Consider the following 13,864-nt stretch of genomic DNA (forward strand, 5'->3'; position numbering starts at 1 on the left):
CTACTCCCCCCCCCCCCCCCCCTTGGGAGTGCGGTCCCCCCCCGCCCACCACCCCCCCCCCCCCCGCATGGGAGGCTCGCCCGGGCCCCGCGGGCGTGCATGACACAGCGGGGGTGCGGGGGCGCGGGGCCCCCGGGGTCAGTCCTGGACCACCAGGGACGGGGTGGACTTCGTCAGGACCTCGCCGCGGAAGAAGGCGGGGCTGCGGCGTTCGGTGACGAACATGACCACCAGGCCGAGGGCCAGCAGGCCGACGCCGATGATGAAGACGCTGCCGACGCCGAGGACCGTGGAGCCGGAGCCGTACGACGGATTCCACATGTCGATCAGGGTCTTGAAGAAGACGGCCGCCAGGAGCAGGCCGCCCATGACCGGGAAGACGCCCTTGAAGAACAGGTCGCGGGTGGAGCGGCGCAGTTCGCCGCGGAAGTACCAGGCGCAGGCGAAGGCCGTCAGCGAGTAGTAGAAGCAGATCATCAGGCCGAGCGCGAAGATCGTGTCGGTGAGGACGTTCTCGCTGATCAGGGTCATCACGGTGTAGAAGACGCCGGTGGCGACACCCGCCATGATCGTGGCGCGGCCGGGGGTCTTGAACTTCGGGTGGACCTTGGCGTAGGAGGGCGGCAGCGCCTCGTACGTGGACATGGCCAGGACCGTGCGGGCCACCGGGATGAAGGTGGTCTGCAGGGAGGCCGTCGCGGAGGCCAGGACGGCGACGAAGAGCAGGACGCCGAGCACCCAGGGACCCATGACCGGGCCGGCGAGGGCGGCGAAGACGTTGTCGGAGGTCTCCGGGTTGCCGAGGCCGAGGCCTTCGGTGCCGGAGCCGACGGCCATCTGGGCGGCGATGCCGGTGGCCAGGTACGAGCCGACCAGGACGACCATCGCGATGAGCGAGGCGCGGCCGGGGGTCTTGGCGGAGCCGGTGGTCTCCTCGTTGGTGGCCAGGCAGGCGTCCCAGCCCCAGTACATGAAGATCGAGAGCGAGAGTCCGGCGGTGAAGGCCGCCATGGACTCGACCGCGAAGGGGTTCATCCACTGCCAGGAGAATTCCAGGCCGGTGTCGAAGGTCCCCGCGGAGGCCTTCTGGAAGGCCATCGCCACGAAGATGGCGAGGACGGCGAGCTGGAGACCGACCAGCGCGTACTGCACGCCCTTGGTGGCGGTCATGCCGCGGTAGCTGATGGCGGTCGCGACGGCGATCAGGGTGAGGCAGGTGGCGATGTGGACGAGCTTGTTGTCGTCCAGGGCGGCGATCGACGCGTTGCCCGTGATCTCGCCGGCCAGCAGCCAGAAGTAGGAGGTGGCGACGCCGGCCAGGTTGGAGAGCACGATGATCGTGGCGATCACCAGGCCCCAGCCGCACATCCAGCCGATCCGCGGGCCGAAGGCCTTCACGGTCCAGGTGAAGGAGGTGCCGCAGTCCGGCATGGCCTTGTTGAGCTCGCGGTACGCGAAGGCGACCAGCAGCATCGGCAGGAAGCCGGCCAGGAAGATCGCCGGCATCTGCACGCCGACCTCTCCGGCGGTGGAGCCGAGGGTCGAGGTGAGGCAGTAGACGGGGGCGACGGTGGAGATGCCGATGACGGCGCTTCCCACGAGGCCGACGGATCCCTTGCCGAGGCCCTTGCCGCGCACATCACCATCGGAGCCACCCTGGGGGGTGGCTCCGCCTACCGTGTCTCCGGCCGGGGGCCGGGCGTCCAGCTGTGTCATAGGTCAGGACGTTAGACGCTGCGTTTTCCACATCTGGAGGACTCAAGTCCGGTCCACCGCACGTCCAAAGTCCTTGGAATCTCGAGGGCGAGAGTCTTCACGAGGATGTAATACAAGGTTCACAGGCCCGCCGATCATCGTTTCGGCAGGCCTGGACCTTTAATTTCGCTATGCGGAAACCGCAGCACTGTCCGTTTTGACCGGTTTCAAACTTTCCAGGTCAACTTTTGGTCACGCCCATACGATCGACTGCATCTCGCTGTAGGCGTGCAGTGCGTACGAGCCCACGTCCCGGCCGACCCCCGAGCGCTTGAAGCCGCCGAACGGCGCCTCCATGTTCCGCCCGATGGTGTTGACCCCGACCCCGCCCGCCCGCAGCCGCCGCGCCACGCGGAATGCGCGGGACGCGTCCGCGGACCACACGTAGCTGATCAGGCCGAAGTCGCTGTCGTTGGCCAGCGCCACCGCCTCGTCGTCGTCCCCGTCGAAGGGGACCACGACCACGACCGGCCCGAAGATCTCCTCCCGGACCACGCGCATGTCGTTCGTGCAGTCGACGAGGAGGGTCGGGGCCACGTAGAACCCCTTTCCCTCCGTACCGACCACCGGGCGCTCGCCGCCGAAGGCGATCCGGGCGCCCTCCTTCCTGCCCAGCTCCACGTACGACTCCACGCGGTCCCGGTGCGCCGCCGAGATGACCGGGCCCACCACGGTGCCGCGCACCGACGGGTCGCCGACCTTCATGAAGGCCAGATAGCCCTGCAGCTTCTCCACCAGCTGCTCGTACACCGACCGGTGGACGATCACCCGGGTCGGAGCCGTGCAGATCTGCCCGGAGTAGAAGGAGAAGGTGGTGCCGATCCCCATCACCGCCGCGTCCAGATCGGCGTCCGCGAGGACGATCGCCGCGCCCTTGCCGCCCAGCTCCATCAGCTGCCGCTTCATCGTGCGGCCGCAGACCTCGGCGATGCGCTGCCCGACGCCCGTGGAACCGGTGAAGGACACCATGTCCACGTCCGGGGAGTCCACGGCCGCCTCGCCGACCTCCACCGAGGTGCCGGAGACCACGTTCACCACGCCCGCCGGAACCCCGGCCTCGTGCAGGGCCTCGGCCATCCGGAACACCGACAGGGGATCCTGCGGGGCCGGCTTGACCACCACCGTGTTGCCCATGGCCAGCGCCGGGGCCACCTTGCCCGCCGGGTTGGCCCACGGGTTGTTGTACGAGGTGATGCAGGTGACCACCCCGACCGGCTGGCGCACCTCCAGCGCACCGAGGATGCTGGCCGCGCCCATCGGGCCGGCCTCGGTGACCTGCGGCGGCAGCCCGCGCTCGACCGGCTCCAGCGCGCCCTTCGCGTACCGGCGGAAGCGGGCCACGCCCACCCCGACCTGCATGCCGCGCGCGATCCCGGTGGGGGCGCCCGTCTCGGCCTGGGCGAGCGCCGCCCAGGGCTCGTACTCGCGCTGGATGATGTCCGCGGCCCGGTCCAGGATCGCGGCCCGCTCCTCCGGCCTCGTCCGGGACCAGCCCTCGAAGGCCGCGGCCGCGGCGCGCGCCGCGTCCTCGACCTGGCCGCGCGAGGCCTCGGGGGCCAGCCCGACGACGGATTCGTCGGCCGGGTTGACCACCTCGTAGTACCCGCCGGCCGGCTCGACCCACTCGCCGCCGATGTAGAGCTTCTGCGGGGTGTCCTTCTGCGGGGTGTCCTTCTGCGGGTTGTCCTTCTGCGGGTTGTCCTTCTGCGGCCTGTCCGTAGCGCTGCTCACCTGGTGCTCACCGTCCTCGTGTCCCGGCCCGAACGGAGCACGATCCCCGGGATCGCCCCCGTCACCTCGTCGTCGCGGATGGTCTCCACGCCGTTGACGCGTACGGACACCATGCCGATCGCCCGCGCGTCCAGCCGCGGGCTGTCCCCGGGCAGGTCGTGCACGAGCGTCGCGGGTCCCGCCTCGATCCGCTCCGGGTCGAAGAGCACCAGGTCCGCGTGGAAGCCCTCGGTGATCCGGCCGCGCTCGCGCAGCCCGAACAGCCGGGCCGGGTCGTCGGTGAGCATCCGTACCGCCTGCTCCAGCGGCACCAGCTTGCGGCCGCGCAGGCAGTCCCCGAGGAACCGGGTCGTGTACGGGGCTCCGCACATGCGGTCCAGGTGGGCTCCGGCGTCGGAGCCGCCGAGCATGACGTCCTCGTGCTGCCAGGTCTCGGCGCGCAGCGCCCAGCTCGCCGGGTCGTTGTCGGTCGGCATGGGCCAGAGCACCGTACGCAGGTCGTCGTTGGCGCAGATCTCCACCAGGCACTGGAAGGCGTCCTGGCCGCGCTCGGCCGCGATGTCGTTGACGACGCGGCCCGACAGCCCCTCGTTGGCCTCGCTGTAGGTGTCGCCGATGACGTAGCGCCCGAAGTTGGCCAGGCGCCGGAAGACCCCGGCCTCCTTGCTGGCCGCGCGGACCAGCATCTCGGCGCGCACGTCGGCGTCGCGGAGCTTCGCGATGCGCTCGGGGACGGGCAGGCCCAGGATCTCGCCCCAGCCGGGGATGAGGTTGAGGGCGCAGAAGGTGCCCAGCGACATGTTCATGGGGGTCAGGATCGGCATCGTCAGCGCGACGATGCGGCCACCGGCCTTGCGGGCACGCTCGCTGGGGATCAGCTGGCGCGGCACGCGCTCGGGGACGGAGGCGTCGATGGTGAGCACGTTCCAGTTCAGGGGCCGTCCGGCGGCGGCGCTCATCTCGACGAAGAGGTCGATCTCCTCGTCGGCGAACTGGTCGAGGCAGCCCGCGACGATCGCTTCGAGCTGGGTGCCCTCGTGCTCGGAGACCGCGCGGGAGAGCGCGAGGAGCTCCTCGGGCTTGGCGTGCCGGGAGGCGACGGGGGCGCCGGAGCCGTCGGAGTGGGTGGATGACTGGGTGGTCGACAGGCCCCAGGCGCCGGCGTTCATGGCGTCGTGGAACAGGTCGAGCATCGCCTGCATCTGCTCTTCGGTGGGCTGGCCGCCGACGGCGTCCTCACCCATGACGTGCCGGCGCAGCGCGCAGTGGCCGACCATGAAGCCGGCGTTGACGGCGATGCGGCCGTCGAGCGCGTCGAGGTACTCGCCGAAGGTGGACCAGGTCCAGTCGACGCCCTCCTCGAGGGCCTTGAGCGCCATGCCCTCGACCTTGCTCATCATGCGGCGGGTGTAGTCGGCGTCCTCGGGGCGGGCGGGGTTGAGGGGGGCCAGGGTGAATCCGCAGTTGCCGCCCGCGACGGTGGTCACTCCGTGGTTCATGGAGGGGGTCGCGTACGGGTCCCAGAAGAGCTGGGCGTCGTAGTGCGTGTGGGGGTCGATGAACCCGGGGGTCAGGACGAGGCCGGTCGCGTCCTCGCTGCTCGCCGCTGGTTCGGTGACGGTTCCCGGCGGGGCTATGACGGCGATGCGGCCGTTGCGTATCCCTACGTCGGCCACGCGGGCCGGGGCGCCGGTCCCGTCCACGACGGTGGCGCCTTTGATCAGGTGGTCGAGCATGACGTCCTCTCTGCCGGTATTCGCGTTCCGCGCCGTCTCCTGGGGCTCCGCCCCAGACCCCGCTCCTCAAACGCCGGAGGGGCTGGATCTTCCAGACCGCCGGCGGTCATATGCGGGCTGACGTCGGCCGAAATCCAGGCCCGCCGGCGTTTGAGGCGCCGCCGGAGGCACATGGGGCCGCGCCCACGAGCGAGGTGCAGGAGGAGGCCGACCTCAGCCAAATCCAGCCCCTCCGGCGCTTGAGGAGCGGGGGTCCGGGGGCTGGTCCCCGGGAGCGGCGCCGCGCCCGCACGTCAGGACCCCGGCCGGAGCCTGCCGGGCCGGCCGCAGCCACGGCACAACTCCGGCCGGGGCCGGTGCGGGGCGGCGGTCCGGGAAGACGCCGCCCCCGTTCCCCCGCCGGGTCAGACGGCCTGGCGGAAGCGCGTGGTGCGGTGCACCGGGTCGGTGTCGATGTGCGGGATGACGTGCTCGCCGATGAGCTTGATGGTGGTCATCGTGTCCTCGGGCGAGACGCCGGTCGGCAGACCGAAGGAGAGCTGGTCGGCGCCGGCCTCCTCCCAGCGCTTGCACTGCGCGCGGACCTCGGACGGGTCGCCGCAGATGAGCAGCTCCTCGGCGATCAGCAGCTCGATGATCTCCGCGTTGTACTCGGGGAGGATCTCGGGCCACTCGGGGATCATCTCGGGGCGCGGGAAGGTGTCGTGGTAGCGGAAGACCAGCGACTGGAAGCGGTTCATGTTGGCGTTGACGGCGATCTCGACGGCCTTGTCGTGGGTCTCGGCGCAGATCGCGGTCGAGGTGACCATGACGTTGTCGTTGACGAAGGCGCCGATGGCCTTCGCCTCCTGGATCGCGGTCTTGTACTGGTCCAGCACCCAGGCCATGTCGGAGACCTTCTGGACGCTGAAGCCGAGGACTCCGAGGCCCTTCTTGGCCGCCATGGCGTACGAGGCCGGGGAGCCGGCGGCGTACCACATGGCCGGGTGGCCCTTGCCGTACGGCTTGGGGAAGATCTTGCGCGGCGGGAGCGACCAGTGCTTGCCCTGGAACCCCTCGTACTCCTCCTGGAGGAACATCTTGGGGAACTCGGCGATGGTCTCCTCCCAGATCTCCTTGGTCCCGTCCATGCTCTCGATGCCGGGGAGGAAGCCGAGGATCTCGTGGCTGCCGGCGCCGCGGCCGGTGCCGAACTCGAAGCGCCCCTTGGAGAGGTGGTCGAGCATGGTGACCTTCTCGGCCACCTTGACCGGGTGGTTGACCGGGGCGAGCGGGTTGAAGATGCCGGAGCCGAGGTGGATGCGCTCGGTGGCGTGAGCGAGGTACCCGAGGAACACCTCGTTCGCCGACAGGTGCGAGTACTCCTCCAGGAAGTGGTGCTCGGAGGCCCAGGCGTACTTGAACCCGGACTTGTCCGCCTGGATGACGTACTCGGTCTCCTCGATCAGCGCCTTGTGCTCTGCCTCGGGGTCGACCTTGGACCGTGCCTCAGGCACGTATCCCTGCACAAAGAGCCCGAATTCCAAGGGGATTCACCGTCCTTCTGTTTCTGACGTTGCGTCAGATTCGATGTCACGACTGTTCCATCGCGAGGGCGGGAGCGTCAATACCTGACGCTCCATCAGATCCTGTCGCCAGGAGCTAGGCGATGCTGACGCCCGCCATCCAGCCGCCGTCGATCACGAACGGCTGGCCGGTGATGTACGAGGAGTCCTCGCTGGTCAGGAACAGCGCCAGCTTGGCTATCTCCTCCGGCTGCCCCACCCGGCCCATCGGCACCACGCGCTTGTAGAGCTCCGCCATGGCGTCCTTGGCCTCCTGCGGCAGGTCCGCCGGGTTCACGTGCCCGGGGGTGGCCATGGGGGTGTCCACGGCCCCCGGGCACATCGCGTTGACCCGGATGTTCTTCGCGGCCAGCTCCAGCGCGGCCACCCGGGTCAGACCGAGGATCGCCGCCTTGGTCGCCGCGTACGTGCCCACGTACGCCATGCCCGTCAGGCCGGTGTACGAGGAGGTGTTGACGATCGTGCCGCCTCCGGCCGCCTCGATCTCCGGGGCCACCGACTTGATGCCGAGGAAGGCTCCGACCTGGTTGACCTGCACCACCTGCTGGAACTCCTCCAGCGGGGTCGCGGTCAGCTCGTTGAAGCGCAGGATGCCCGCGTTGTTGACCAGGCCGTTGACCTCGCCGAAGGCCTCCTTGGCCGCCGCGATGGCGGCCGCCCAGTCCTCCTCCCGGCTCACGTCCATCCGTACGTACCGGGCGCGGTCCTCGCCGATCTCCTTGGCGACCGCCGCGCCCTGCTCGTCCAGTACGTCGCCCAGGAGCACCTTGGCTCCCTCGGAGGCGAAGAGCCGGGCCTCCTGCTCGCCCTGGCCGCGCGCGGCACCCGTGATGATGACGACGCGTCCGTCCAGCTTGCCTGCCTTGCCCATGCGTTCACCCCTAGTCGCTAGTCGCTAGTCGTTGAGGAGGGGGCCCACTTCGGACCCGAAAGCCGTGATCTGATCGATGAGTTCGGCCCGGTCGCGATTGCGGAAGCGGACCTGGATCTGGTCGATGCCGATCGCCTTGTACGCGCGCAGCGACTCGGCGAGCGCCTCCGCCTTGCCGGTGAGGGTCCGCCGGCCGGTGTCCCAGCCGGGCTCGCCGACGTACAGCGGCGCGGTGATCGCGCCGAACTCCACGGGTCCGGTGACCCCGGCCTCGGCGCGGAGCTCCTTGATCCGGGCGATCTGCGCCGGGAGCTTGTCGAGCGGGTCGCCCTGCGGGAGCCAGCCGTCGCCGCGCACGGCGGCCCGGCGGACGGCGGCGGGCGAGGAGCCGCCCACCCAGACGGGGATCCGCGACTGGACGGGGCGGGGCAGCTGCCCGAGGTCCTTGAAGGAGAACAGCTCGCCCTCGAACTCCGGGTACTCCTCGGGGCCGAGGGCGGCGCGCAGCGCGTCGAGGGTCTCGTCGAGGACGGCCCCGCGGCGCGCGAAGTCCACGCCGAGCACCTCGAACTCCTCCTTCACGTGCCCGGCGCCGACGCCGAGGATCAGCCGGCCGCCGGAGAGGTGGTCGACGGTGGCGTACTGCTTGGCGCTGAGCAGCGGGTGGCGCAGGCCGAGGATCGCGACGTGGCTCAGCAGCCGCACGTTCTCGGTGATCCCGGCCAGGAAGGAGAGGGTGGCCACGGGGTCGTACCAGATGGTGCTCATGGGGCCGGCCATGTGCCGCGGGATGGCCACGTGGTCGCAGGTGGCGACGTAGCCGAAGCCGGCCCGGTCGGCGGCCCTGGCCACCGCGGCGAGGTCGGCCGCGCCGGCCGTGGCCTCCCAGGGCTCGGCGTAGATGGTGCTCTGCGACTGGATCGGGAGCTGCATCCCGTAGACCAGCCGACCTTCCGGAAACACGCGCGCCATGAGCCGTACCCGCCTCGTCCTCGACTGCCGATTCGTCATACCGGTGCGGGGGCCATCGTCGTAGCTGACGGTCCGTCAGGCAAGGGGTTGACGCGAAGACGACGACCCGGCGGCGTCCGATGACCGCCGGAGCCGAGTGGGCGATCGTGCGCGCCGGGCCGGCCGCGGACCGGGCCCCGACACGCACGAGACCCCGCGCCCGGAGGCGCGGGGTCTCGATGGTCGGGGGACGCGGCCCCCCGGGTGGGTGGCCGGTGCCGCGGGCTCAGAACACGAGGTGCGCGTCCGAGGTCTGGATGACGGCCACCGGGCGGCCGAGGTGGCCGTCCGATGCACCTGTCCCGGGGTACATGCGTACGGAGTTGTCCTGGTGCGCGTGCGCCAGGATGTCGGGGTGACCGTCGCCGTTGTAGTCGCCGACCCCTGTCAGCTCCTTGAAGCCGTTCCAGCCCCCGGTGCCGATCAGGCGCCGGTCGCCGAAGCCGCCGCGGCCGTTGCCCGGATAGAGCCACAGCCGGCCGGTCGTGTCCCGCGCCACGAGGTCGGAGCGGTGATCGGAGTTCATGTCACCGGCACCGACCAGCTCGTTCATCACGCCCCAGCCGCCACCGAGGTTCTTGCGCGTCCCGAACGAACCCTTCCCGTTGCCCGGGTACGCCCACAGCACACCGGCCGCGTCGACCGCGAGCAGATCCCGCCTGCCGTCACCGTTCAGGTCTCCGGCCGCAGCCATGTCACGCATTGCGTTCCACGTGCCGGGGAGCTGGACACGCGTACCGAGGCGCTTGCTGGTGCCGAAGCCGGTGCCGGGGTAGAACCACAGGACGCCGCTCTTGTCCCGGGCGAACACGTCCTCGCTTCCGTCTCCGTTGTAGTCGCCGTGGCGCAGCATCTGGCTCATCCCAGTCCAGCCGGTGCGAATGCGTTCGAACGGTTCGGTCGCGTTCCACTCATGTGCGGGGGCCCAGTACCAGACCTCGCTGTAGCGGTTGCGGGCGAGCAGGTCGGCACGGTCGTCACCGTTGAGGTCGCCGAAGGCCTTCTCGGCGGCCGTGGAGTAGGGACGCAGCCGCGGCGACTGGTCGTGCCATGTCGAGGGGTAGTAGGCCAGACCGCAATCGTCCTGCTGCCCGTGAAAGAGCTCGATCGAGCTGATGTTGTTGTCCAGATCCGGGCGGTCGCGCTCGGCCAAGGACACCTCTTCGTCGGGGTACGACCTGCCGTAGTCTTCGTAGTCCGGCCCGGCGCTCAAGCACACCGTGTACGTGCTGTAGTTGGCGATCGAGCTGATGCGGTCGTCCCAGTCGCCGAGGCTGGGCAGGCTCTTCGTGAGGACCATCATCGAGCCCGTGCCGGCCGACCCGCTGAACACGCAGACCTGCCCCTGGGCGCAGCGGTCGTACCCGCTCGCCGCCTCGGCGGACGAGGCGGCGGCGAGCAGGCCGGCGGTGGTGGCGAGCACCGTGGCGGCGACGAGCGCACCGCGGACGGCCCGCGGAACGGAAAGGCTCACAGAATCCCCCGGATCCGTACGAAACATCCGCGTTCGCACAGGTCCCACCGGAGGCGGCCCCCCTCCGGAACGCGGAAACGAGTGCCTGGAGCATAGACCCGGCCCTTTGCACCGGGACCGGCGGGCCTCGCAAAAGGCTGTGCAGGTGCAAGGCCGACCGCTAGGGTGCCGCGCGTGGAACTGTTTCTGACACTGGTCAGCGGGATGGCGTGGACCCTCGTGTACGCCGAGGCGATCCGGGTGGGGCTGCGGGACCGGACGTACGCGATGCCGGTCGCCGCGCTCGCGCTGAACTTCGCGTGGGAGTCCACCTACGCCGTCAACGACATCCGTACCGGCCTCTCGGCCCAGGGCGTCGTCAACGTGGTGTGGGCCCTCGCCGACATCGTCATCGTGTACACGTACCTGCGCTACGGGCGGGCCGAGCTGCCCGGCTTCGTGACCCGGCCGCTGTTCGCCGTCTGGACGGTGCTCCTCTTCGCGAGCGCCTTCGCCGTGCAGTGGCTCTTCCTCGCCCACTTCGGCGCGCACGACGCGAGCCGGTACTCGGCGTTCCTGCAGAACCTGCTGATGTCCGGGCTGTTCATCGCCCTCTACGCGAGCCGGCGCGGCCCGCTCGGACAGTCCCTGGTCATCGCGGTCGCCAAATGGATCGGCACGCTCGCGCCGACCTTCCTCTTCGGCGTCATCGAGGACGCCCCGTTCATCCTCGGCCTGGGGCTGATGTGCGCGGTCTTCGACCTCGCCTACATCGCGCTGCTGGCCCGGAACCCGGCGGGCGGGCGGTCCGGCGTGGCGGCGGACCTCAGAAGCCCTGCGGCCCCATCACGATGACCGGCTTCGCCGCCGGGTCGAGGGTCTGCAGGACCTGCTTCATCGCGGCCTTCGGGATGCCCACGCAGCCCTGGGAGGGGCCGTCGTGGTCCACGTGGAGCCAGATGTTGCCGCCCTTGTCCTCGCCGTCCGGCTTCGTCGGGTCGAGGGGACTCACCCCCGTCTTGCGGTTGAAGTCGATGGCGACGACGTAGTCGAAGGAGCCCAGCAGCGACTCCCCGTTGACCCCGCGGCCCGTCGCCACGAAGGAGGCGTCCTGGTCGTACGGGAACTTCGTGCCCGGCGGCTTCGTCAGCAGCCCGCCCGCGTCGGTCAGCGCGAACACGCCCTCGGGGGAGGTGAGGTCCCCGTACGTACGCTCCGTGGACCAGCCCTTGGCTCCGTTGCGCGCGGGCCAGCTGTGGCTCTTCAGCCAGTCGGCGCCGGTCTCCGGGCGGGTGTAGAGGGCCGCGGTGGACTCCGAGGAGTCCTTGGCCTTGCCGGTGACCAGGATCAGTTGGCGGGCGTCCGCGGGGATCTTCGCCCGGGTCTGCTCGCTGACCTCGGGCAGGCCCTGGAAGGGGTCGCGCTCGGCGGCCCGCGCGGCCCGCTCCTCGGCCGGAGGCCGGGCGTCGGAGGCGGCCAGGGCCGCGGCGTTGGCCGGCGGGTCCTGCGCGAGGTACGCCCAGCCCACGCCGAAGCCGAGCAGTCCGAGCGCGGCCGCGAAGGCGAGCGGGCGCGAGCCGAGGGCAGCCCGGGAACCGCGCGGGGCACCGCCGGCGCGCCGCGCACCACCGGCGCGGAAGCGCCGGGTCGGGCGGGACGCCCCGGGTGTGCGGGACGGACGGGACGCGCGGGAGCCGGCTCGGGCGTGCTTGCTCATTGACCCGACCGTACACAGCCGATCTTCATTTTTGTTGACCGGTCAAGCTCCCGGCGTTTCCTCGGCGGGTCGCGCCGCCGGTGGCGCCGGCGACTCGGCCGGGAACCAGACCCGGACCGTCAGCCCGCCACCCGGCGCCGGATTGGCCCGAGCCGTCAGTTCCGCGCCGTGCGCCCGCGCGATCGACGCGACGATCGAGAGCCCCAACCCGGCGCCCTCGCCCGCCGTGTGCTGCCGCTCCGCCCGCCGCCGGAACGGCTCCAGCAGTCGCGGCACGTCCGCCGGCTCTATCACCGGACCGGTGTTGGAGACCGTCAGCACCCCCTCCCGGGAGGTCGCCACCTCCAGGCGGCCGCCCGCGCGGTTGTGACGTACGGCATTGGCCAGCAGGTTCCGTACGAGGTGGCCCAGCAGGGTCCGGTCGCCCGCGACGGTCAGCGGCCCGAGATCCCGTACGACCAGCAGGTCCTGAGGGGCCGTCCCCTCGATGCCCGCCAGCTCCGCCTCCGCGAGCCGCGCCAGGTCCACCGGCTCCGTCGCCTCCAGACCCTCCTCCGAGACGGCGAGCAGGAGCAGCGACTCGACGAGGTGCCGGCTGGAGTCCGCGACCTCGATGAGCTTGGAGCGGATCCGGGCCACCTTCTCCGGCGGCGGCTCCCCCGCCAGCCCGATCTCGGCGGCCGCCCGCTGCACGGCGAGCGGGGTGCGCAGCTCGTGGGCGGCGTTCGCGGCGAACCGGCGCTGCGCCCCGACCAGGTCCTCCATCCGGTCGAGCATCCCGTCGAAGGTGTCCGCCAGCCGTTTGAGTTCGCCGGGCGGGGCCTGGAGGCCGATCCGCTCGTGGAGGTTGGCGCCGGACAGCCGCCGGGCCGTCTCGGTGATCACGCCGACGGGGCGCAGGACGCGGCCGGCCATCCACCAGGCCAGCCAGATCGACAGGACGGCGAAGACGGCCAGGGCCAGGAGGGAGACGACCAGGAGCTCGTGGAGGGTGGCCTGCTCGACGGCCGTGGTCAGGTTGCGGGTGGCCCGCCACTGTTCGAGCTGTTCGGGGCCGGGGGTGGCGCCGGAGTCGAGCTTCTCGGCGGGGACCGGCAGGCGCTGGCCCGGGATCGAGGCCGGCGGGGTGCCCTTGATGGCCGGGACGATGGTCGTGGTGGTGGTGACGGCGCCGCTGATGCGGCTGTAGAGGCCGTTGCGGAGCAGGATGTTGATCAGTGCGATGAGGCCGCCGCCCGCGAGGAGCAGCAGGGAGCCGTAGAGGACGGTGAGACGGGCGCGCTCGGAGTGGAGCACTGCTCTCATCGTGGATCACCGATCCGGTATCCGGCGCCCGGGACCGTCTCGATCAGCGGCGGCTCCCCCAGCTTGGCGCGCAGCTTGCTCAGGGTCACACGTACCGCGTTGGTGCTGTACGAGGTGTCCTCCTCCCACACCTGCTCGATCAGGTCGTCGCTGCTCAGGACCGCGCCCTCGGCGCGCAGCAGCGACTCCAGCACGGCGAACTCCTTGCGGGAGAGCGCCAGCCTGCGCCCCTCGCGGGTAGCGGTGCGCCGCGCGACGTCCACGGCCACCCCCGCCCGCTCCAGCACCGGCGGCAGGGCCGGCTGGGCGCGCCGGCCGAGCGCCAGGACGCGGGCGAGCAGCTCGTCGTAGGCGAAGGGCTTCGTGAGGTAGTCGTCGGCGCCGAGGCCGAGGCCCTCCACCCGGTCGCGTACGGTGCCGGAGGCCGTCAGCATCAGGACGCGGGTCAGCAGCCGCTCGCGCACCACCTGGCGGCAGACCTCGTCGCCGTGCAGGCCGGGCAGGTCGCGGTCGAGGATCAGGACGTCGTACGCGCCCAGGCGCAGGCGGCTCAGGGCCTCCAGCCCGTCGCTCGCCTCGTCGACGGCCAGCGCGTCGCCGCGCAGCCCCTCGGCGATCATCTCCCGCAGGAACTCCTCGTCCTCCACCACCAGAACTCGCATGGCGTCCTCTCTACCGGAGAGCGGCATTTCGCCGTTGTAAGCACGAGCCGTTAGAGAA

11 protein-coding genes are annotated in these 13,864 nt (G+C 71.0%); 1 reads left to right on the forward strand and 10 read right to left on the reverse strand.

From position 1 onward, the window contains the following. Positions 1-138 precede the first annotated feature (138 nt). From ACFWBW_RS25195 to ACFWBW_RS25225, 7 genes are all read right to left on the reverse strand, one after another. Entirely contained in the window at positions 139-1,716 is a 1,578-nt protein-coding gene (locus tag ACFWBW_RS25195) for an APC family permease (RefSeq protein ID WP_385376380.1), read from the reverse strand. Positions 1,717-1,947: 231 nt separating this feature from the next. Next, a complete protein-coding gene (locus tag ACFWBW_RS25200; RefSeq protein WP_385376532.1) occupies positions 1,948-3,390 on the reverse strand; it encodes an aldehyde dehydrogenase family protein in 1,443 nt (480 codons plus the stop codon). A gap of 92 nt (positions 3,391-3,482) precedes the next feature. After that, entirely contained in the window at positions 3,483-5,222 is a 1,740-nt protein-coding gene (locus ACFWBW_RS25205) for an amidohydrolase family protein (protein WP_385376383.1), read from the reverse strand. A 404-nt stretch (positions 5,223-5,626) separates the two neighbouring features. After that, positions 5,627-6,748 (reverse strand): LLM class flavin-dependent oxidoreductase, encoded by a 1,122-nt coding sequence (locus ACFWBW_RS25210; protein ID WP_385376386.1) that lies wholly within the window; start codon positions 6,746-6,748, stop codon positions 5,627-5,629. Positions 6,749-6,863: 115 nt separating this feature from the next. Then, complete coding sequence (locus tag ACFWBW_RS25215; protein WP_385376389.1) at positions 6,864-7,658, reverse strand: SDR family NAD(P)-dependent oxidoreductase; 795 nt, start codon at positions 7,656-7,658, stop codon at positions 6,864-6,866. Positions 7,659-7,682: 24 nt separating this feature from the next. After that, positions 7,683-8,630, reverse strand: coding sequence for an LLM class F420-dependent oxidoreductase (locus ACFWBW_RS25220; protein ID WP_385376391.1), 948 nt, complete (start codon positions 8,628-8,630; stop codon positions 7,683-7,685). 265 nt (positions 8,631-8,895) lie between these two features. Next, on the reverse strand, positions 8,896-10,143 hold the full coding sequence (locus tag ACFWBW_RS25225; RefSeq protein ID WP_385376394.1) for an FG-GAP-like repeat-containing protein: 1,248 nt from the start codon (positions 10,141-10,143) through the stop codon (positions 8,896-8,898). 174 nt (positions 10,144-10,317) lie between these two features. Here ACFWBW_RS25225 and ACFWBW_RS25230 point away from each other — a divergent pair, with 174 nt between their 5' ends. After that, a complete protein-coding gene (locus ACFWBW_RS25230) occupies positions 10,318-10,977 on the forward strand; it encodes a hypothetical protein (protein WP_385376397.1) in 660 nt (219 codons plus the stop codon). On the opposite strand, the gene ACFWBW_RS25235 is transcribed toward ACFWBW_RS25230, so the two are convergent. From ACFWBW_RS25235 to ACFWBW_RS25245, 3 genes are read right to left on the reverse strand one after another with little or no spacing between them, the layout of a single operon-like run. Then, a complete protein-coding gene (locus tag ACFWBW_RS25235) occupies positions 10,949-11,839 on the reverse strand; it encodes a hypothetical protein (protein WP_385376399.1) in 891 nt (296 codons plus the stop codon). The genes ACFWBW_RS25230 and ACFWBW_RS25235 overlap by 29 nt on opposite strands. A gap of 42 nt (positions 11,840-11,881) precedes the next feature. After that, on the reverse strand, positions 11,882-13,144 hold the full coding sequence (locus tag ACFWBW_RS25240; protein ID WP_385376402.1) for a sensor histidine kinase: 1,263 nt from the start codon (positions 13,142-13,144) through the stop codon (positions 11,882-11,884). Then, positions 13,141-13,806 (reverse strand): response regulator transcription factor, encoded by a 666-nt coding sequence (locus ACFWBW_RS25245; protein ID WP_385376405.1) that lies wholly within the window; start codon positions 13,804-13,806, stop codon positions 13,141-13,143. The genes ACFWBW_RS25240 and ACFWBW_RS25245 overlap by 4 nt, the downstream gene beginning before the upstream one ends. Between the last annotated feature and the right edge of the window lie 58 nt (positions 13,807-13,864).

It is taken from the genome of Streptomyces sp. NPDC059957 (genome assembly GCF_042730015.1).
Lineage (GTDB): Bacteria > Actinomycetota > Actinomycetes > Streptomycetales > Streptomycetaceae > Streptomyces.